This window comes from Salmonella sp. SAL00670 (assembly GCF_046552235.1).
In the GTDB taxonomy this organism is placed as follows: Bacteria; Pseudomonadota; Gammaproteobacteria; order Enterobacterales; family Enterobacteriaceae; genus Salmonella; species Salmonella enterica.
Map to the genome: position 1 here is coordinate 88624 of NZ_JBGDUO010000008.1, position 19086 is coordinate 107709.

A 19086-nucleotide genomic window follows, 5' to 3' on the forward strand; every position below is an offset into this window, starting at 1 on the left:
AAGGAGTGGCGCGCAGTGTAGCACAGGGGAAGGAGGGAATAATTGATGTGTGTGCGGAGTTGCCTCCGCACAAAGATTTTGCCGGATGGCGACCTTACTTGTCGTGCTCTTCCCACGCCATTGCGCGTTTAACCGCTTTCTTCCAGCCGCTGTAACGGTAGTTACGCTCGGTGGTTTCAATGCCGGGGCGGAATTCTCGCTCAATGACGGCTTTTTCCTGCAGCTCGTCCAGGTTCTGCCAGTAACCGACGGCCAGGCCAGCCAGATAGGCGGCGCCCAGCGCGGTCACTTCGCGCACTTCCGGGCGTTCCACCCGCGTGCCGAGAATATCTGACTGGAACTGCATCAGGAAGTTGTTGGCCACTGCGCCGCCGTCCACACGCAGAGCGTGCAGGCGGATACCGGAGTCGGCCTGCATCGCTTCCAGTACGTCGCGGGTCTGGTAAGCGATGGATTCGAGCGTCGCGCGGATAATGTGATTAGAGTTCACGCCGCGGGTCAGGCCAAAAATGGCGCCGCGGGCATACGGGTCCCAGTACGGCGCGCCCAGACCGGTGAAGGCCGGAACCACGTAGACGCCGTTGGTATCTTTCACTTTCGTGGCGAAATATTCGGAGTCGAACGCGTCGCTGATGAGCTTCATTTCATCACGCAGCCATTGAATGGACGCTCCCGCCATAAACACCGCGCCTTCCAGCGCATAGTTGACTTCGCCGCTTGGGCCGCAGGCGATGGTGGTCAGCAGGCCGTTTTCCGATTTTACCGCTTTCTCGCCGGTGTTCATCAGCATAAAGCAGCCGGTGCCGTAGGTATTCTTTGCCATTCCTTCCTTTACGCACAGTTGACCGAATAACGCGGCCTGCTGATCCCCGGCAATCCCGGCGATAGGAATACGTGTACCGCCTTTACCGCCAATATTGGTCTGGCCGTAGACTTCGGAGGACTTACGTACCTGGGGCAGCATCGCGCGTGGGATATCCAGCACGTCCAGCATCTTATCGTCCCAGTCCAAATCATGGATGTTGAACAGCATGGTTCGTGAGGCGTTGGTATAATCCGTAACGTGGACGCGGCCCTGCGTCATCTTCCAGATAAGCCAGGTATCCACCGTACCGAACAGCAGCTCGCCACGCTTCGCGCGTTCGCGCGAACCTTCCACATGGTCAAGGATCCATTTCACTTTAGTGCCAGAGAAGTACGGGTCGACGACCAGACCGGTATTGTCGCGGATGTAATCTTCCAGGCCGTCGCGTTTAAGCTGTTCGCAAATATCGGCGGTACGACGGCACTGCCAGACAATAGCGTTGTATATCGGTTTGCCGGTTTCACGTTCCCAGACGATCGCGGTTTCACGTTGGTTGGTGATACCGATAGCGGCAATCTGATCGGAACTGATATCGGCCTTAGCCAGCACTTCTACCAGCGTTGAGCTTTGGGACGCCCAAATTTCCATCGGGTCGTGTTCTACCCAGCCTGGCTTAGGATAAATTTGCTCAAATTCACGCTGTGATACGCTGACGATATTCGCGTCATGATCCATAACGACCGCGCGGGAGCTGGTGGTACCCTGGTCGAGCGCAACGATATATTTTTTTTCAGTCATAATTTTGTCCCGTAATCAGATTACAGCGAAGCATTTTGTTGTGTGGTCGCGGTGGAGTCCTTCTCTTCCACGACGCAGGTATCGCACGGCAAATGACGGCCAATAAATTTGCGATAAGCAAACGCGCCCAGAATGGCGCCGACGATGGGGCCAAACAGTGGCACCAGGAAGTAAGGAATGTCTCTACCGCCGGTAAACGCAATTTCACCCCAGCCGGCAAGCCCGGCGAACATTTTGGGGCCAAAGTCACGCGCCGGATTCATCGCAAACCCGGTCAACGGCCCCATAGAGGCACCGATAACGGCGATCAGTAAACCAATGAGCAGTGGCGCAAGCGGACCGCGAGGTACGCCGTTTCCGTCGTCGGTCAGCGCCAGAATCAGCCCCATCAGAATAGCGGTAATCACCATTTCAACCGCGAAGGCCTGCACAAAATTGATATGAGGATTCGGGTAAGTTGAGAAAATGCCTGCGAGATCGAGACTTTCAACGCTGCCACGGACGATATGGTGGGTTTGTTCGAAGTCCACAAAAAGATTGTAATAAAGCCCGTAAACTAACGCCGCTGCGCAAAAGGCGCCGGCAACTTGAGAAATAATAAAAGGAACAACTTTACGTTTGTCGAAACAGGCAAATAGCCAGAGTGCGATGGTCACTGCCGGGTTCAGGTGTGCGCCAGAAACACCTGCCGTCAGGTAGATAGCCATCGCTACCCCCAGACCCCAGATGACGCTGATTTCCCACTGTCCAAAAGTAGCTCCGGCAACTTTAAGCGCAGCGACACAACCCACACCGAAAAAAATCAACAACCCGGTACCGAGGAATTCAGCAATGCACTGGCCTTTTAAGGTTGATGTTTGACTCATAATCGGATCCTGAAGAGTATGTAATGATTATTGGTATGCGAGGAGGTCATGGACATCCACGATGCCCTGTAGGCACACTGTTAATTTATCGTTAACGAGCAAAAACGAGAAATATCGAAATCAAAATGTGTGTACTGCGTCAATAAAATGAGCGTTATCGCGCCATGAAGCGCATTTTGAGACAGCAGAAGAGAGTGAATTGAATCATTTCATTAACCAATATGTTAACACTTTTAAGTTATTGAATGAATGTTACCAGGAGATGGATGAAAATTGCTGCAAACCGCGATCTACGCGGTATGTCGCTGGACAGCGAGAGCGGGGCTTCATACAATCGACACTATATATTGTGCGCGTTTACGTGAAGCGTCGCCTTGCAATTCAGGAGAGGTAAGATCATGTCTTTAGAAGTGTTTGAGAAACTGGAAGCAAAAGTACAGCAGGCGATTGACACCATCACCCTGTTACAGATGGAAATTGAAGAGCTGAAAGAAAAGAACAACAGCCTGACGCAGGAAGTGCAGTCTGCACAGCATCAGCGTGAAGAACTCGAGCGTGAAAATAATTCTCTGAAGGAACAGCAGAGCGGCTGGCAGGAACGTTTGCAGGCGCTGCTTGGTCGTATGGAAGAAGTCTAATCCTCGTCATATTTCACGTTATGGCGGCGTTGGCTGCGTGCGTTCACCCCAGTCACATAGTGGCCTATGCTCCTGGGGATTCACTTACTTGCCGCCTTGCCCTGACGCGAAATCTATAGAGGATTTAGAATGCGGATACCGGTGGGCCGGATAAGGCGTAAGCTGCCATCCGGCAATCAGCGACAACGCATAAAAAAGGCGCCTTACGGCGCCTTTTTTGATCACTCGATATCAAGCGGGTCTTCGGAAAGGATAATCCCGGTGTTGTCGGCATAGAGATGATCGCCGGAGAAGAACGTCACGCCGCCGAAATTGACGCGCACATCGCTTTCCCCAATGCCTTCACCTGCGGCGCCAACCGGAATGGCGGCGATCGCCTGAATGCCGATATCCAGCTCTTCCAGATCGTCCACCTGACGCACCGCGCCATAGATAACCAGCCCTTCCCATTCATTTTGCGTGGCCAGACGCGCCAGCTCCGCATCGACTAATGCACGACGGACAGAACCGCCGCCATCGACCAGCAGAACCCGACCACGGCCATTTTGTTCGAGCAGATCGTACAGCAACCCGTTGTCCTCGAAACATTTTACCGTGATGATTTGTCCGCCAAACGACGACCGCCCTCCAAAATTAGAGAACAGCGGTTCCACGACGTTGACATCTTCCTGATAGATGTCACAAAGCTCGGAAGTATCGTATTTCATAGGCTTAACGTTCAGTTGCTGCGAGAATTTTTAGTATATCGCGCTAAGTATACTGTTGGCAAAATCATCAATTGTTAATTGATATTTGTCAGTTAAACGGCCCACTGACTTAAGAGTATCCCAATCACAAATAACAGGTTGGTTAACAACGCGCCTTTAACGGTACGTTCAAGCATCGGGCGCATTGCCGCAGGCTCCCTTTCGCGCATTACGTAGCGCGCTTGTTTAATGAGCAAGGGCGCGGCCAGAATAAACAACCATCCCCACGGACTGTGTAGCGAGAGCAGATTAAACAGCGCCAGACAGAGCAGCGCGCCTAGCAACAGGCAGGCGTGATAACGACGCGCGTTGACATCGCCCAGTCGTACCACAAGGGTGTTTTTACCGTTCTCTCTGTCGCTATTAATATCGCGCAGGTTATTAATATTCAGCACCGCCGTCGCCAGTAAACCGCAGGCGGTGGCCGGGAGAATCAGCGCCGGAATCAGCGTATGCGCCTGGAGATACCAGCTCCCCATGACACTTAGCCAGCCAAAGAATACCAGGACAGAGATATCACCCAGCCCGATATAGCCGTAGGGCCGATTACCCACGGTGTAGGTGATGGCGGCGATAATCGACAGTCCGCCCAAAATCAGGAAGCCGACAAAATCGGTTAACGTATGGCACGCGACCGCCACCAGCGCCAGTCCGGAGATACAGATCAGCACGACGGTAATGATTAACGCCCGCTTCATCTCTTGCCGGGTGATGACGCCTTTTTGCATCCCCCGCAGCGGCCCGATGCGATCCGGTTTATCGCTGCCTTTGACAGCGTCGCCATAATCGTTGGCGAGGTTGGATAAAATTTGCAGCAGCCCGGCGGTGATAAGGGCCAGCAGCGCGACCAGAGGATCGAAATAGCCTTGCCACCATGCCAGGGCCGTACCGACGATAATCGCCGCGAAGGCGAGGGGTAAGGTTTTGGGTCGTAAGCTTTCCAGCCAGGCCTGGGTGCGGCTAATTTGTTGTTGTTCAGTCATATTTAGCGCCAATAAAAATGGGGCTTTTCAGCCCCATCAACAGTGATGAAAATGCATTGGACGCGATTATAAGATAAAACGGCTTAGATCTTCATCTGCGACCAGCGCATCCAGATGTTTGCTCACATATTCCGCATCAATTGTGATGTTTTGGCCGTGCAGATCGCTGGCGTTATAGGAAATTTCTTCCATCAGACGCTCTAGTACGGTATGCAGACGGCGCGCGCCGATGTTTTCGGTGGTTTCGTTAACCTGCCAGGCGGCTTCGGCAATACGTTTAATACCGGAATCGGTGAACTCGATATTGACGCCTTCAGTTGCCATCAGCGCTTTATACTGCACGGTGACGGAGGCGTTTGGCTCGGTCAAAATGCGTTCGAAATCGCTGGTGGTCAGCGCCTGAAGCTCAACGCGAATCGGCAGGCGGCCCTGCAGTTCCGGGATCAGATCAGACGGCTTCGCCACCTGGAACGCGCCAGAGGCGATAAACAGAATATGATCCGTTTTGACCATCCCGTGTTTGGTCGAAACCGTGCAGCCTTCTACCAGCGGCAGTAAGTCGCGCTGTACGCCTTCGCGTGAAACATCCGGGCCGGAGGTTTCGCCACGCTTACAAATTTTGTCAATTTCATCGATAAACACGATGCCGTGCTGTTCAACCGCGTCGATAGCGTCCTGTTTCAGCTCTTCCGGGTTGACCAGCTTAGCAGCCTCTTCTTCAACCAACAGTTTCATCGCGTCTTTAATTTTCAGCTTACGCGGTTTCTGTTTCTGACCGCCCAGGTTCTGGAACATAGACTGCAACTGGCTGGTCATCTCTTCCATGCCCGGAGGCGCCATAATCTCTACGCCCATCGGCGCGGCGGCGAGGTTAATCTCGATCTCTTTATCGTCGAGCTGGCCTTCGCGCAGTTTTTTGCGGAACGTTTGACGGGCGGCAGAAGGCTCCTGCTGCTGTTCGGCCTGGCCCCAGTTATTTTTTGCGGGTGGGATCAGTACGTCGAGAATACGTTCTTCCGCCAACTCTTCCGCACGATAGCGGTTTTTCTCGATAGCCTGTACGCGAACCATTTTCACCGCGGCATCGGTCAGATCGCGGATGATAGAGTCCACTTCTTTCCCGACATAGCCCACTTCGGTGAATTTGGTGGCTTCGACTTTAATGAACGGCGCGTTGGCGAGTTTTGCCAGACGACGGGCGATTTCGGTTTTACCGACGCCGGTCGGGCCAATCATCAGAATATTTTTCGGCGTTACTTCGTGGCGCAGCTCTTCATCAAGCTGCATACGACGCCAGCGGTTACGCAATGCAATCGCCACGGAACGCTTTGCGTTATCCTGGCCGATAATGTGTTTGTTCAGTTCGCTGACAATTTCGCGTGGGGTCATTTCAGACATGAGAGGTCCTTACGCTTTGGCGGTCAATTCTTCAATGGTGTGGAAATGGTTGGTGTAAATGCAGATATCGCCTGCAATATCCAACGCCTTTTCAGCAATTTCGCGCGCGCCGAGCTCGGTATTTTCCAACAGAGCGCGAGCGGCAGCCTGGGCATAAGGACCGCCGGAGCCGATAGCAATTAAATCGTTTTCAGGTTGCACGACATCGCCGTTACCCGTGATGATGAGCGAGGCGGTTTCATCCGCGACGGCCAGCAACGCTTCCAGTTTGCGTAGCATACGGTCGGTACGCCAGTCTTTCGCCAGTTCAACGGCGGCTTTGACCAGGTGCCCCTGATGCATTTCCAGTTTACGTTCAAACAGCTCGAACAGCGTGAATGCATCCGCAGTACCGCCTGCAAAGCCCGCAATGACCTTGTCGTTGTAGAGGCGGCGGACTTTCTTCACGTTGCCTTTCATTACTGTGTTACCCAGTGTGGCCTGACCATCACCGGCGATTACCACGTGGCCGTTACGGCGTACGCTTACTATTGTTGTCACGAGCAGACCCCTTGGTTACTAATGCTGAATTGCGGCCCCGTACGGCGTACGGGGCATAATGCAAGTATAGATGGGGGAGATTTTGAGGGTTTCAACCCCCGGTGGCGAGTCGAATGCAGTTTGTATGGCCCGCCATCTTCAGACGGTTAATGGTGCTGTCGGCATTTTCTTTACCCTTAACCGGCCCGATAACCACGCGATTCCAGCCGTTATTGGTGGTAATTTTGGAGTCAAAGCCTTCAAACGCCAGCTGAGCGCGGACGCTTTCTGCCTGCTCGGCGCCTTTGAATGAACCGCATTGCACCATCCAGCGACGTTCATCTTTTTTCTCTGCTGTCGCCTTCGGCGCTTCAGGCGCGCGCGTAATTGGCGCGGCTTTCGGCGCTGCCGCGCTGGTATGCGCCGGCGTTTGCAGCAAATCCTGATAAGGTTGCTGCGAGGCCGTCTGCTTCGGCGGCTGACTTTGGCGCGCAGGTTGCGCTGGGGCGGATTGTACCGTGCGCGTTTGCGGCTGTTCGTTTACCCGCGGCTGCGTGCGTGGTTGCTGAACAGGCTGCGTTTGAGCCCACTGCTGCTGCTGCTGCTGCTGCTGCTGCTGCGCCTGACGCTGGCGCTGTAGCGTTTGCTGGCGTTGTTCTGGCGTCTGCTCGTTCCACGGCACTTCGTTAAGTTGCGTTGGCTGCTGACGCATATCCGCCTGCATCTGCTCCAGGAGTTGACGCTGCTCGCTGGTGAGCTGATTCGGGTTCATGACTTCGCCGCCGGCGGACGGTTCCGTTGGCGTACGCACGCCCGGCTGGCGACTTTCCAGCTCTTTGATGTAACGCCAGCGCTCTTCCGGTTTTGGCGGAAGCCCATTGCCGGTGACTTTCTGGTTTTGTAGCGTTTCGGACTCTTCTTTCTTATGGTGAGTAATGAAGTACAGACCGCCGATAAAGGTCACAAGGACGGCTGCCGCAATCGCGACCATTGCCGGCGAGACGGCAGGCATGTTGCTTTGCTTCTTCCGTGAGTTCCGTGAGGTGCTCTTTTTGCGCCGCGAAGGAGCCGGTTGGCCGCGACGTACATAATCTCGTTGTGCCACTATCGTTTCGCTGTATTTATTCGTTCGTCAGCCCGTCATGTTACTGAAGCGGCGGGCCTTTGACCAGACAGGTGAGTCTTAAAGCTATTTACTTTAGGGTAAAGCGCGCGTAGAACCGCGAATAATCAGCTCGCAATCCATTAAACGCGAGCCGCTGCTCACATTTTGCCCCTGCATCTGATCGAGCAACAGCAGCATCGCCTCGCGACCAATGTCAAAACGCGGCTGCGCCACGGTTGTCAACGGAGGGTCGCAAAACTCGGCCAGCGCGATATTGTCAAAGCCGATAATCGACAGATCGTCAGGTACTTTCAGACCCTGGCGCTTGGCCCAGGAGAGCGCGCCCAGCGCCATTACGTCGCTATGACAAAAGACGGCGGTAGGCGGCAACGGTTGCTCAAGCAGCTGCTTTAATGCGTTTGCCCCGGCTTCAAAGGTAAAGTCGCCACGGGCGATGTAATGCGGATCGACCACAATGCCACTGCGTCTTAATGCCTGTACGTAACCTTGTAAGCGATAGTGACAGAGCGGCATATCTTCCGGCCCCGCAATACAACCAATCCGCTTGTGGCCCAAATCCAACAGGTAGTTCATGGCGTTGAACGCGGCGGTCAGGTTATCGATATGTACCGTCGGCAGTTCAAGCTCCGGCGCAAACTCATTCGACATCACCATCGGAGGCAAATTGCGCTGCTCCTCAACGCTGGCGTCAAAGGGCAGCCGGGAACTGAGAAGTACCATGCCGTCGATCTGTTTGGTGATGATGAGATTAAGAAAGGTTTTTTCTTTCTGGTTTTGATGGGCGCAATCGCCAATCAGCACCAGATACCCCTGTTCTGCCGCGGTCACTTCGATACCGCGGATAATTTCACTGAAGAAGGGATCGCAAATATCCGGGACAATCACCAGAATCGTACGGGATTCATTGCGTTTTACATTTCGCCCCATCGACTGCGGGAAATAACCCACTTCAAGCGCGGCCTGTTCAACCCGGCTACGGGTCGACTGGGAGACTTTATCGGGGTTCATTAACGCGCGGGATACGGTTGCCGTAGAGACTTTCGCCTTCAACGCAACATCCTTCATCGTAGCGGCAGTAACCTGCTTGTTCGATTTCACTCTTTCTCCTCGCCTGGGAACTGCTGGCGCAGATCTATCCCTGGTAACACTCATCGAAAACATTTTTATCAGATAGTGCGTGGAAGCGGTTACAGAATTTTCATAAAAAGTGTGATGGATCTTTAATTTTACGATCCGCCTCGCATCGTGAGGACTATCCTTCAATCGGATCGACGTCCAGAACCCATTTAACTTTCCGCGCTTCCGGGAGCGTATTGATCAACGCCAGCGTGCCGCTGATGATGTGTTGCAGGCGAATCCGTGAAGGATGCTGAAGTAAAATTTGCCAGCGATAGCGGCCGCCGCGTTTTGGCGCGAGAGCCGGAACCGGACCTAAGATCCACAGCTTATCGTCTGATAGCGGGCTGGCCTGAATCAGATTACGCAACTGCTGGAGAAAGACGGGGGCCTGCTGATTGTTGTGATCCTCTGCGCGAATAATGACGTGGCTGGTCCACGGCGGAAGCTGGAGCGTTTGCCGTTCCGCCAGCGCCTGCTCCGCAAACGCATCATAGCCTTTATACAGTAACGTTTGCAGCAGGGGATGCTCAGGATGGTGCGTTTGGAGCACCACTTCGCCCTGTTTGCCCGCGCGCCCGGCGCGGCCGGAAACCTGAGTGTAGAGCTGGGCGAAGCGTTCCGCCGAACGAAAATCTGCGGAAAAAAGCGCGCCATCGACATCCAGCAACGCCACCAGCGTGACGTCCGGGAAGTGATGACCTTTCGCCAGCATTTGTGTGCCTATCAGGATGCGTGCTCCGCCGCGGTGAACTTCCGCCAGATGCTGCTCCAGCGCGCCTTTACGACTGGTGGTATCACGGTCGATTCGTGAGATCGGCACGCCGGGGAAGAAGGGCGCCAGCACCTGCTCCAGCTGTTCCGTCCCTAACCCAACCGGTAGCATATGTGTGGAGCCGCAGGAGGGGCACTGACGCGGTACCGGACGCTGGCTGTCGCAGTGATGACAGCGTAAATGATGCTGCGCCTGGTGCAGCGTGTAGTAGTGATCGCAACGCGGGCACTCTGCAATCCAGCCGCAGTCGTGGCAAAGCAGCGCGGGCGCGAATCCCCGGCGGTTAAGAAATAAAATTACCTGATTGTCGGCCTGGAGATGTTGGCGCATACGGGCGATAAGGGCGGGCGCCAGTCCCGCCTGAAGACGCTGGCCTTTTAAATCCAGCACATGCTGCAGAGCTGGGCGGGCGTTGCCTGCGCGCCGCGTCAGACGCAGCATCCGGTATTTTTTCTGCCGCACGTTACATAGCGTTTCCAGGGCTGGGGTGGCGGAGCCGAGAATAATCGGGATCTGCTCGCTATGGGCGCGATACACAGCCAAATCGCGGGCATGGTAGCGCCACCCTTCCTGCTGTTTATAAGAGCTGTCGTGCTCTTCGTCGATGACAATTACGCCAAGATTTTTAAACGGCGTAAACAGCGAGGAGCGCGTGCCGATGACAATCGCCGCTTCGCCGTTTTTCGCTTTCAGCCATGCCGAAAGACGCTCGCTGTCGTTTAGCCCGGAATGCAGCACTTCCACCGGCGCGTTAAAACGTTCGCGAAAACGGGCGATCGTTTGCGGCGTCAGGCCGATTTCCGGCACCATCACCAGCGCCTGTTTGCCCTGGGCGAGGACGTTTTCCAGCACGCTCAGATACACTTCGGTCTTGCCGGAGCCGGTTACGCCTGCCAGCAACCAGGCGGAGAAACCGTCCGACGCGCTGTGAATCGCGCCGACTGCTGTCGCCTGTTCGGTATTCAGCCGCAGGCGCTCTCCTGCGACGGCATAATGCTCCCGCCAGTCGGTAAACGCGGGCGCTTCACTGGCAAGCTCACAAAGCCCCTTACGCCGCAGCGTTTGCAGCGTGGCGTCAGTAAAATCAAGCTCGGCTACCTGATAGCGCCAGATCTTTCCTTGCCGTAGCGCCGCCAGCGCCTGTTGTTGTTTGGCGGAGCGTTTCAGGCTGTTGATGTCGACGGCTTGCCCCTCTTCGGTGGCGAACCAATACCACAGGGGCGCGTTGCTGGCTGGTTTTCCCTGACGTAATAAAACCGGCAGAGCGTGAAACAGAACGTCGCCGAGGGGATGGTGGTAGTAATCCGCCGCCCAGAGGAGTAAGCGCCAGATGGAGGGAGAAAAGATTGGCTCGTTATCCAGGATTTCAATGACCGATTTTAATTCATCAAGCGGCAATTCGCTGTGGTCGCTAACCGAGACGACAATGCCCACGCGCTCTTGCTGCTTGCCGAACGGCACGCGCACGCGGCACCCGGCTTTGGCGACCCCGCCTTCCGGCAGCAGGTAATCAAAGGTTCGGGGAAGCGGAACGGGCAAGGCAACGTGCGCGACGGACATAGCATCTTCCTGACTTGAAATTTCGTCGGGTAGTATACACATTACGATAAGGGAGCGCGGATCAGTTTGCATACGGTGGTCAAATTCTGTATGATTCGCCGCCTTTGGTGCGTGTTGTGAGCATCAAACCCTTTACTATTAACTTCGCGTGGTGTCTGGCGTTAGGGCTGGAAGAGCGACGCGGCCTTACACTGAGGTTCCCCATGAAAAAAGGTATTCACCCGAATTACGTAGAAATTACTGCAACCTGTTCTTGCGGTAATGTTATCAAAACCCACTCTACCGTGGGTCACGACCTGAACCTGGACGTGTGCGGCAAATGCCACCCGTTCTTCACTGGTAAGCAGCGTGTTGTTGATACCGGTGGTCGTGTTGAGCGCTTCAACAAGCGCTTCAGCATCCCTGGCAGCAAATAAGTTACCGCCAGAAAAAAAAGCGCCGCAGGGCGCTTTTTTTGTTTTCTAGGGATAACAGTATTTGTTCAGACACATTCTGTGATCCGTAATCGCTTTCATTACGCTTCCTGCCGTGAGTTTTAACGAAGGATTTATAGTCAGTCCCGCGCTTTCCAGCCCCTTCGCTGTCCATTTATTGCAGGTATTGAGTATGCCGTAGCGGCCATTCGCGGCGTAAAACTGGCTATCGCCGTAAATTCCTTGTTTTAACGGAATCAGATTACCCCCTTCGTCACGCGCAAAGCTGCGGCCCAGATAGCGCATCAGACTGTTACGCTGGTTTGTGTGCAGGAGCAGTGATTTTATCTCGCTACCGACGAAATAGCGTTCTGGTTGACCGGAAAAGGCGACGATGTGCATAACCGCGCCGGATGACCAGAACATGGCCTGGAGCGTAAGCGCGGTGGTTATTTCTTGTGACTGATAAAAGCCCTTATCGCCCCAGCCGATTTCATACCACTGCGTCTCCTGAGCGAACCGTTTTTTAAGCTGTGGCAGAACGGTATTAACATCATGGGCCGGCGCAATAATTCCCGTGTGCCAGCCATGACTGACGATATAGATTTCCGTCGGGGAGGGCTGTCCGCCTGTCGTAGGTTTTACGGCTTGTGGAAAGGTTGTGCAGCCATATAGCAATAAACTTATCCAGGCGATAAAGAGATTTTTCATGACATATCACCAGCAAAGGCGCGGTATGTTGTGGCGTTTGTCTAATGACGCTGCGCTTATCGGGTCGGTGCCGGATTGGTAATTCATTGATATTTTTGCATTCCTCTTCGAGGGTAATAAAGCGAATGTCATAACTACAATACGTTTTAACCATTCAGGCGGAAGTTAGCTTCCGCCTGTTTTACTTTTACTATCTCGCTTTATTTTTTAAACATCTGCTCTGGATCGATAATCAGCGCCCGATAACCCAGCATACCGGCACGGTTACTGTGTACTTTTAGCTCCAGCATCACATCCTGAGTACCGTCTTTGACTTCATCCAGAACGGAAACGATCGGTTTTGTACCGCTCATTCCCGCTGTGGCCGAGTACATGAACATCGTTTTGGTTTCCGGGCGATATTCCGTGACGGAAGTAATGGCGCTGTACCAGTCAAAACCGCGCTCTTTACCATATTCCCACATTTGGGAAACCGTCATATTTTTTTCGTCAATTTGATATTCCACGCCGCGGGAATATTTCATTGACGGCATGGCCGGTTGTTCCATGCCGCGCGCATCGCCGTTATCAAAGGCGGTCACGACGGTTTTACCTCCGGTGCTTTTGGATGGCACTAACCAACCGGTATGTTGTGTCCATGTCCAGTCAAATCCACCGTCGCAGTGGTGCGCTTCGCAGGTTAGCGGTTTACCGTTGCTGTCTACGGGTTTCAGCACTTTTTTCGCCAGTTCGCCTTTCCAGCCGGATGGATCGGAAAGTATCCATTTCACTTTTTTATCGCGACCAATTTTGATGATGGCAGACTGGTGGCGCGAGCTAATGATAATGCTGTCGTCGCGAGGATCGTAGCTGACGGAGTTAACATGCGCCCAGTTGCGGCCCGGGCCGGAGCCCGCGATATCGCCGAAGGGTTGTTTTGCAAGCTGCTCTTTGGTCATGACCTGACCGGAATGTTCGGCATCGACGCTCAAACATACCGCTCCCTGATCCATCGCCAGAATAACGTCGTCACGATAGGGGTCGAGGATTTTTGGCAGATCCCAGTAATCGACGGTATCGCCGTTCTGGTCAACTTCAAGAATATGATCACGCACAGTATTGATGGTGTATTTACCATTTAATGGATAATTTTCTTTTGCGACACGCAGCAGGTAGGTGCCTTTCGGCGTTTCGGTAATGGCGTGCGAAAAATCAATAAATCCTTTTGGCAATCGTTTATCGGAAATAACGCGGCCTAAGAAATCATATTTAAAGTAACGTTGACCCTGGCCAAAAATAAGATTGCCATCGTTAACCTGGTGGAAGCTCATCATGGAACCAAAGCGCGTTATATCATCCTGGTTACGGAATTTATCAATATTCATATAGCCGCGAACATCGCCATTCGTATCGCTAATCCAGTTGATACCGGTATAATCCCAGTTCGCCGCGCCGCCTGCGACATGCATAATGTGGCCGGCTCTTGGCATCCCTGTTATATGGTTAAAAAGATATAAGCGTTTTTTAAGCGAGCTATCGACTTTAACCGGTTCTACCGTAGGAAGAACGGCAGTTTGCCCGGTAGTAGAGGGTAATGATACCGGTGCGGCGTAAATGGACCACGTATAAGTTTGTTTTTTACCTTCTTCAGTCCAGTCAACTTTAACCTTATTGACATAATCTGGATACAAGCCAAACACAGGTATGCCGTCATGGGTATTTATAGCCTGCGGGCCGACATCATAACTGATCGGGATACCTTTTTCCCCTTTCCCTAAAACGGTAACCTTCACGTCCTGTACATTATGATTGGCTTTATTAATGATTGCTGTTAATGGGAAAACGCCGCCGTAGGGAGCGACATCGACCATACCTAATGGCCCTTCATGTACTGGAATGACATCTGCTGATGCGACCATTGGCCTGTTTGGGTCTAAAACGCCTGAGGCCAAAACGCTGCCGCTCAAACACAGGCAGCATAATACAGGTAAGACTTTCCTTGTAAATAACATATTTATTTCCCCATTCGATATTATCGATAAAATGAATGTATATTAACCTTCTTATTTATCGGAGATGAAAAAACATTTAAAAAAGTAAAACAATCCGCGGAGGGGAATAATGATGTTGGTCACAAATATGAGGTGTCCATGGTCTTTTTAACAATACTTATCGTTATACTATTTGTTCAGTAAATATATGGCGGTGTATTATTATTCATGTACGCTTTGCTACGTGAAACATTAAATAAATATTGGAAGTTTAAATATAATAAAATTATATCGGTTATGGCATGTCGGGAATTTTTTGCAGGAAAATAACGAAGAGAAACTTATCATGTCTGACAAATTTATCCACCGAGGGCTATTCGGGAAGATAAACGTTTAGAACAATGTCGGAGATAGCCGCGTACAGGGGGAATCGTTAAAAAAGCGCGGCCAGAGGCGTTCTGACCGCATGCTTTGCTATCAGTATTCCCACGTTTCCGGGTCAATCCCCATCTCACGCATGATCTCTTTTGCCGCTTCCGGGATTTCATCGCTGCGCTCTTTTCGCAGATCGGCATCATCCGGCAAGGGTTGCCCGGTAAAGGCGTGCAGAAATGCTTCACACAACAGCTCGCTGTTGGTGGCGTGGCGCAGGTTGTTCACCTGACGACGCGTACGTTCATCGGTGAGGATTTTTAACACCTTCAGAGGAATGGAAACCGTAATTTTTTTGACTTGCTCACTCTTCTTACCGTGCTCAGCGTATGGGCTGATATATTCGCCGCTCCATTCAGCCATGAGATACTTAATCCTCTTCGTCATTAATATTGAGGTCTGAACCTGAGCCCGGACCATAATCGCGCGTAGTTTACCGTAGTGGCGCGGCCCTGACACGAAGTTAGCGGTCGCAGATGTGCGCTAATGCATATAATTTTAACGGCTATTTGCGGTTTGCTCAATCTATACGCAAAGAAGTTTAGATGTCCAGATGTATTGACGTCTATTGTGGTAGTGGTTAATCTGTGGCCTGACTTTCACCGACTCAGCCAGGAATATCTTCATATGACGCGTAAACAGGCCACTATCGCAGTGCGTAGCGGATTAAACGACGACGAGCAATACGGCTGCGTTGTGCCGCCAATCCACCTCTCCAGTACCTATAACTTTACCGGTTTCAATGAGCCGCGCGCGCATGATTATTCCCGCCGCGGTAATCCCACGCGTGATGTGGTTCAGCGCGCATTAGCGGAACTGGAAGGCGGCGCGGGCGCGGTATTGACGAATACCGGCATGTCGGCGATTCATCTGGTCACCACCGTTTTCCTCAAACCGGGCGATCTGCTGGTCGCGCCGCATGATTGCTACGGCGGCAGTTATCGTCTGTTTGACAGTCTGGCGACACGCGGCTGTTATCGTGTGCGGTTTGTCGATCAGGGCGATGAACGCGCCTTACAGGCGGCGCTGGAAGAAAAACCGAAGCTGGTACTGGTAGAAAGTCCAAGTAATCCATTGTTACGCGTGGTGGATATTGCGAAAATCTGTCGGCTGGCGCGCGAGGCGGGCGCAGTGAGCGTCGTTGATAACACGTTTTTAAGCCCAGCGCTGCAAAATCCGCTGGCGTTGGGTGCCGATCTGGTGTTGCATTCATGCACGAAATATCTCAATGGTCATTCGGATGTTGTGGCCGGCGTGGTGATTGCTAAAGATCCGGAAATGGTCACTGAACTGGCGTGGTGGGCGAATAATATTGGCGTGACCGGCGGGGCGTTTGATAGCTATCTGCTGCTGCGCGGTTTGCGAACTCTGGTGCCGCGTATGGAGCTGGCGCAGCGCAACGCGCAGGCGATTGTGAAATATCTGCAAACCCAGCCGTTGGTGAAAAAACTGTATCACCCGTCGCTGCCGGAAAATCAGGGGCATGAAATTGCCGCGCGCCAGCAAAAAGGCTTTGGCGCAATGTTGAGTTTTGAACTGGATGGGGATGAGGAGACGCTGCGTCGTTTTCTGGGCGGGCTGTCGCTGTTTACGCTGGCGGAATCTTTAGGGGGAGTGGAAAGTTTGATCTCTCACGCCGCCACCATGACGCATGCCGGTATGTCGCCGCAGGCGCGTGCCGCCGCCGGGATCTCCGAAACGCTACTGCGTATCTCCACCGGTATTGAAGATGGCGAAGATTTAATTGCCGACCTGGAAAATGGCTTCCGGGCTGCAAACAAGGGGTAAACATGAGTGTGATTGCGCAGGCAGGGGCGAAAGGTCGTCAACTGCATAAATTTGGCGGCAGTAGTCTGGCGGATGTGAAGTGTTACCTGCGTGTCGCAGGCATTATGGCGGAGTATTCGCAGCCTGACGATATGATGGTAGTGTCCGCTGCAGGCAGTACCACCAACCAGTTGATTAGCTGGCTCAAGTTAAGCCAGACCGATCGCCTTTCTGCGCATCAGGTATTACAGACGTTACGCCGCTATCAGTGCGATCTGATTAGCGGGCTGCTTCCCGCCGACGCGGCAGATGATTTAACCAGCGCTTTTATTAGCGATCTGGAACGTCTTGCCGCCTTGCTCGACGGCGGCGTAACGGATGCCGTCTATGCTGAGATCGTCGGACACGGCGAAATTTGGTCGGCGAGATTGATGTCCGCCGTCCTGAATCAGCAGGGGCTGGATGCCGCCTGGCTGGACGCGCGCGCATTTTTACGCGCCGAACGCGCCGCACAGCCGCAGGTTGATGAAGGACTATCTTATCCTTTATTGCAACAGCTACTGGCGCAGCATCCTGGCAAACGTCTGGTCGTGACCGGCTTTATCAGCCGCAATCATGACGGCGAAACAGTCCTGTTAGGCCGGAACGGTTCCGACTATTCCGCCACGCAAATCGGCGCGCTGGCGGGCGTTTCCCGCGTGACCATCTGGAGCGATGTCGCGGGCGTTTATAGTGCCGACCCGCGCAAAGTGAAAGATGCCTGCCTGCTGCCGTTGCTGCGTCTGGACGAAGCCAGCGAGCTGGCGCGTCTGGCGGCGCCTGTTCTGCACGCCCGCACACTGCAGCCAGTGTCCGGCAGCGATATCGATTTGCAGTTGCGCTGTAGCTACACGCCGGATCAAGGGTCAACCCGAATTGAACGGGTGCTGGCTTCCGGGACGGGCGCGCGTATCGTGACCAGTCACGATGATATCTGTCTGATTGAGTTTCAGGTGCCTGCCAGCCAGGATTTCAGGCTGGCGCATAAAGAGCTCGACCACATTTTAAAACGGGCGCAGGCGCGTCCGCTGGCAGTGGGCGTGCATCGCGATCGCCAGTTATTACAGTTCTGCTATACCGCCGAGGTAGCGGATAGCGTACTGAAACTCCTCGACGATGTCGGGCTGCCGGGCGAATTGCGCCTGCGGCAGGGGCTGGCGCTGGTGGCGATGGTCGGTGCGGGCGTCACTCGCAATCCGCTACACTGCCATCGCTTCTGGCAGCAGTTGAAAGGTCAGCCAGTGGAGTTTACCTGGCAGTCGGAGGAGGGCATTAGTCTGGTGGCGGTGCTGCGTACCGGCCCGACTGAGAGCCTGATTCAGGGGCTGCACCAGTCTGTTTTCCGCGCCGAAAAACGCATTGGCCTGATGCTGTTCGGTAAGGGGAACATCGGCTCCCGTTGGCTGGAACTATTTGCCCGTGAACAAAGCACGCTTTCCGCGCGTACTGGTTTTGAATTTGTGCTGGCGGGCGTGGTGGATAGCCGCCGTAGCCTGTTGAATTATGAAGGGCTGGACGCCAGCCGCGCGCTGGCATTCTTTGATGATGAAGCCGTTGAGCAGGACGAAGAGTCGCTATTCCTGTGGATGCGTGCGCATCCGTATGATGATTTAGTGGTGCTGGATGTGACAGCAAGCGAGCAACTGGCCGATCAGTATCTTGATTTCGCCAGCCACGGTTTTCATGTGATTAGCGCCAATAAACTGGCGGGCGCAAGCGCCAGCGATAAGTATCGCCAGATTCATGACGCGTTTGAAAAAACCGGGCGTTACTGGCTGTATAACTCCACCGTGGGCGCGGGATTGCCGATCAACCACACGGTGCGGGATCTGATTGACAGCGGCGATACGATTCTCTCGATCAGCGGGATCTTCTCCGGGACGCTATCCTGGCTGTTCCTGCAATTTGACGGCACGGTGCCGTTTACCGATCTGGTGGATCAGGCCTGGCAGCAGGGGCTGACCGAACCCGATCCGCGCGTCGATCTTTCCGGAAAAGATGTCATGCGTAAGCTGGTGATTCTGGCGCGCGAGGCGGGATACGACATCGAGCCGGATCAGGTGCGTGTAGAATCGTTGGTGCCGGCGCACTGTGAAGAAGGGTCTATCGATCACTTTTTCGAAAACGGCGACGCGCTGAATGAACAGATGGTGCAGCGTCTGGAGGCAGCCCGCGAACTGGGGCTGGTGTTGCGTTACGTGGCGCGTTTCGACGCCAATGGCAAAGCGCGCGTCGGCGTTGAAGCGGTGCGTCCGGAACATCCGCTGGCGGCGCTGCTGCCGTGCGATAATGTCTTTGCTATTGAAAGCCGCTGGTATCGCGATAACCCGCTGGTGATCCGTGGGCCGGGCGCGGGTCGAGATGTGACCGCCGGGGCGATTCAGTCGGATATCAACCGCCTGGCGCAGTTGCTGTAATAAAGGC

16 protein-coding genes are annotated in these 19086 nt (G+C 53.7%); 4 read left to right on the forward strand and 12 right to left on the reverse strand.

Annotated elements, in window-relative coordinates; genetic code table 11:
- Positions 1–94: 94 nt before the first annotated feature.
- Together glpK and ACLJRS_RS20890 are read right to left on the reverse strand one after the other, a co-directional pair.
- Complete coding sequence (glpK, locus tag ACLJRS_RS20885) at positions 95–1603, reverse strand: glycerol kinase GlpK (RefSeq protein ID WP_000136809.1); 1509 nt, start codon at positions 1601–1603, stop codon at positions 95–97.
- Positions 1604–1623: 20 nt separating this feature from the next.
- Positions 1624–2469 (reverse strand): MIP/aquaporin family protein, encoded by an 846-nt coding sequence (locus tag ACLJRS_RS20890; protein ID WP_000084285.1) that lies wholly within the window; start codon positions 2467–2469, stop codon positions 1624–1626.
- A 398-nt stretch (positions 2470–2867) separates the two neighbouring features.
- Between ACLJRS_RS20890 and zapB the strand changes: the two genes are divergently transcribed.
- Complete coding sequence (gene zapB / locus ACLJRS_RS20895; RefSeq protein WP_000051370.1) at positions 2868–3107, forward strand: septal ring assembly protein ZapB; 240 nt, start codon at positions 2868–2870, stop codon at positions 3105–3107.
- Positions 3108–3328: 221 nt separating this feature from the next.
- Here zapB and rraA read toward each other — a convergent pair whose 3' ends face one another.
- The 7 genes from rraA to priA form a co-directional block, all read right to left on the reverse strand.
- Positions 3329–3814, reverse strand: a complete 486-nt coding sequence (rraA, locus tag ACLJRS_RS20900) for a ribonuclease E activity regulator RraA (protein WP_000872918.1) — start codon at positions 3812–3814, stop codon at positions 3329–3331.
- A gap of 92 nt (positions 3815–3906) precedes the next feature.
- Positions 3907–4836, reverse strand: coding sequence for a 1,4-dihydroxy-2-naphthoate polyprenyltransferase (gene menA, locus ACLJRS_RS20905; RefSeq protein ID WP_000139639.1), 930 nt, complete (start codon positions 4834–4836; stop codon positions 3907–3909).
- Positions 4837–4902: 66 nt separating this feature from the next.
- The gene (gene hslU, locus ACLJRS_RS20910; protein ID WP_001293360.1) at positions 4903–6234 is read right to left on the reverse strand and encodes an HslU--HslV peptidase ATPase subunit; all 1332 of its coding nucleotides are present in this window, start codon (positions 6232–6234) and stop codon (positions 4903–4905) included.
- A 9-nt stretch (positions 6235–6243) separates the two neighbouring features.
- Complete coding sequence (hslV, locus tag ACLJRS_RS20915; protein ID WP_000208240.1) at positions 6244–6774, reverse strand: ATP-dependent protease subunit HslV; 531 nt, start codon at positions 6772–6774, stop codon at positions 6244–6246.
- A gap of 91 nt (positions 6775–6865) precedes the next feature.
- The gene (gene ftsN, locus ACLJRS_RS20920; RefSeq protein ID WP_000068798.1) at positions 6866–7858 is read right to left on the reverse strand and encodes a cell division protein FtsN; all 993 of its coding nucleotides are present in this window, start codon (positions 7856–7858) and stop codon (positions 6866–6868) included.
- A gap of 93 nt (positions 7859–7951) precedes the next feature.
- Positions 7952–8977: a DNA-binding transcriptional regulator CytR gene (gene cytR, locus ACLJRS_RS20925; protein ID WP_000841337.1), complete on the reverse strand. Its 1026-nt coding sequence runs from the start codon at positions 8975–8977 to the stop codon at positions 7952–7954.
- A gap of 154 nt (positions 8978–9131) precedes the next feature.
- On the reverse strand, positions 9132–11330 hold the full coding sequence (gene priA / locus ACLJRS_RS20930) for a primosomal protein N' (protein WP_000109389.1): 2199 nt from the start codon (positions 11328–11330) through the stop codon (positions 9132–9134).
- Positions 11331–11533: 203 nt separating this feature from the next.
- Here priA and rpmE point away from each other — a divergent pair, with 203 nt between their 5' ends.
- A complete protein-coding gene (rpmE, locus tag ACLJRS_RS20935) occupies positions 11534–11746 on the forward strand; it encodes a 50S ribosomal protein L31 (protein ID WP_000715284.1) in 213 nt (70 codons plus the stop codon).
- Between the two features lie 45 nt (positions 11747–11791).
- Here rpmE and ACLJRS_RS20940 read toward each other — a convergent pair whose 3' ends face one another.
- The 3 genes from ACLJRS_RS20940 to metJ all read right to left on the reverse strand — a co-directional run bounded on the left by ACLJRS_RS20940 (position 11792) and on the right by metJ (position 15219).
- On the reverse strand, positions 11792–12454 hold the full coding sequence (locus ACLJRS_RS20940) for a TIGR02117 family protein (protein ID WP_000792788.1): 663 nt from the start codon (positions 12452–12454) through the stop codon (positions 11792–11794).
- Positions 12455–12654: 200 nt separating this feature from the next.
- Positions 12655–14445, reverse strand: a complete 1791-nt coding sequence (locus ACLJRS_RS20945) for an aryl-sulfate sulfotransferase (RefSeq protein ID WP_000899635.1) — start codon at positions 14443–14445, stop codon at positions 12655–12657.
- Positions 14446–14901: 456 nt separating this feature from the next.
- Positions 14902–15219: a met regulon transcriptional regulator MetJ gene (metJ, locus tag ACLJRS_RS20950; RefSeq protein WP_000852811.1), complete on the reverse strand. Its 318-nt coding sequence runs from the start codon at positions 15217–15219 to the stop codon at positions 14902–14904.
- Positions 15220–15483: 264 nt separating this feature from the next.
- On the opposite strand from metJ, the gene metB reads away from it, so the two are divergent.
- Together metB and ACLJRS_RS20960 are read left to right on the forward strand one after the other, a co-directional pair.
- The gene (gene metB, locus ACLJRS_RS20955; protein WP_000197213.1) at positions 15484–16644 is read left to right on the forward strand and encodes a cystathionine gamma-synthase; all 1161 of its coding nucleotides are present in this window, start codon (positions 15484–15486) and stop codon (positions 16642–16644) included.
- Between the two features lie 2 nt (positions 16645–16646).
- Positions 16647–19079, forward strand: coding sequence for a bifunctional aspartate kinase/homoserine dehydrogenase II (locus ACLJRS_RS20960; protein WP_410957895.1), 2433 nt, complete (start codon positions 16647–16649; stop codon positions 19077–19079).
- Positions 19080–19086: the final 7 nt, after the last annotated feature.

Bases quoted from the DNA above. Each gene is read 5' to 3' on its own strand.
- glpK (WP_000136809.1), bottom strand. From the start codon at position 1,603: ATGACTGAAAAAAAATATATCGTTGCGCTCGACCAGGGTACCACCAGC.
- ACLJRS_RS20890 (WP_000084285.1), bottom strand. From the start codon at position 2,469: ATGAGTCAAACATCAACCTTAAAAGGCCAGTGCATTGCTGAATTCCTC.
- zapB (WP_000051370.1), top strand. From the start codon at position 2,868: ATGTCTTTAGAAGTGTTTGAGAAACTGGAAGCAAAAGTACAGCAGGCG.
- rraA (WP_000872918.1), bottom strand. From the start codon at position 3,814: ATGAAATACGATACTTCCGAGCTTTGTGACATCTATCAGGAAGATGTC.
- menA (WP_000139639.1), bottom strand. From the start codon at position 4,836: ATGACTGAACAACAACAAATTAGCCGCACCCAGGCCTGGCTGGAAAGC.
- hslU (WP_001293360.1), bottom strand. From the start codon at position 6,234: ATGTCTGAAATGACCCCACGCGAAATTGTCAGCGAACTGAACAAACAC.
- priA (WP_000109389.1), bottom strand. From the start codon at position 11,330: ATGTCCGTCGCGCACGTTGCCTTGCCCGTTCCGCTTCCCCGAACCTTT.
- rpmE (WP_000715284.1), top strand. From the start codon at position 11,534: ATGAAAAAAGGTATTCACCCGAATTACGTAGAAATTACTGCAACCTGT.
- ACLJRS_RS20940 (WP_000792788.1), bottom strand. From the start codon at position 12,454: ATGAAAAATCTCTTTATCGCCTGGATAAGTTTATTGCTATATGGCTGC.
- ACLJRS_RS20945 (WP_000899635.1), bottom strand. From the start codon at position 14,445: ATGTTATTTACAAGGAAAGTCTTACCTGTATTATGCTGCCTGTGTTTG.
- metJ (WP_000852811.1), bottom strand. From the start codon at position 15,219: ATGGCTGAATGGAGCGGCGAATATATCAGCCCATACGCTGAGCACGGT.
- metB (WP_000197213.1), top strand. From the start codon at position 15,484: ATGACGCGTAAACAGGCCACTATCGCAGTGCGTAGCGGATTAAACGAC.
- ACLJRS_RS20960 (WP_410957895.1), top strand. From the start codon at position 16,647: ATGAGTGTGATTGCGCAGGCAGGGGCGAAAGGTCGTCAACTGCATAAA.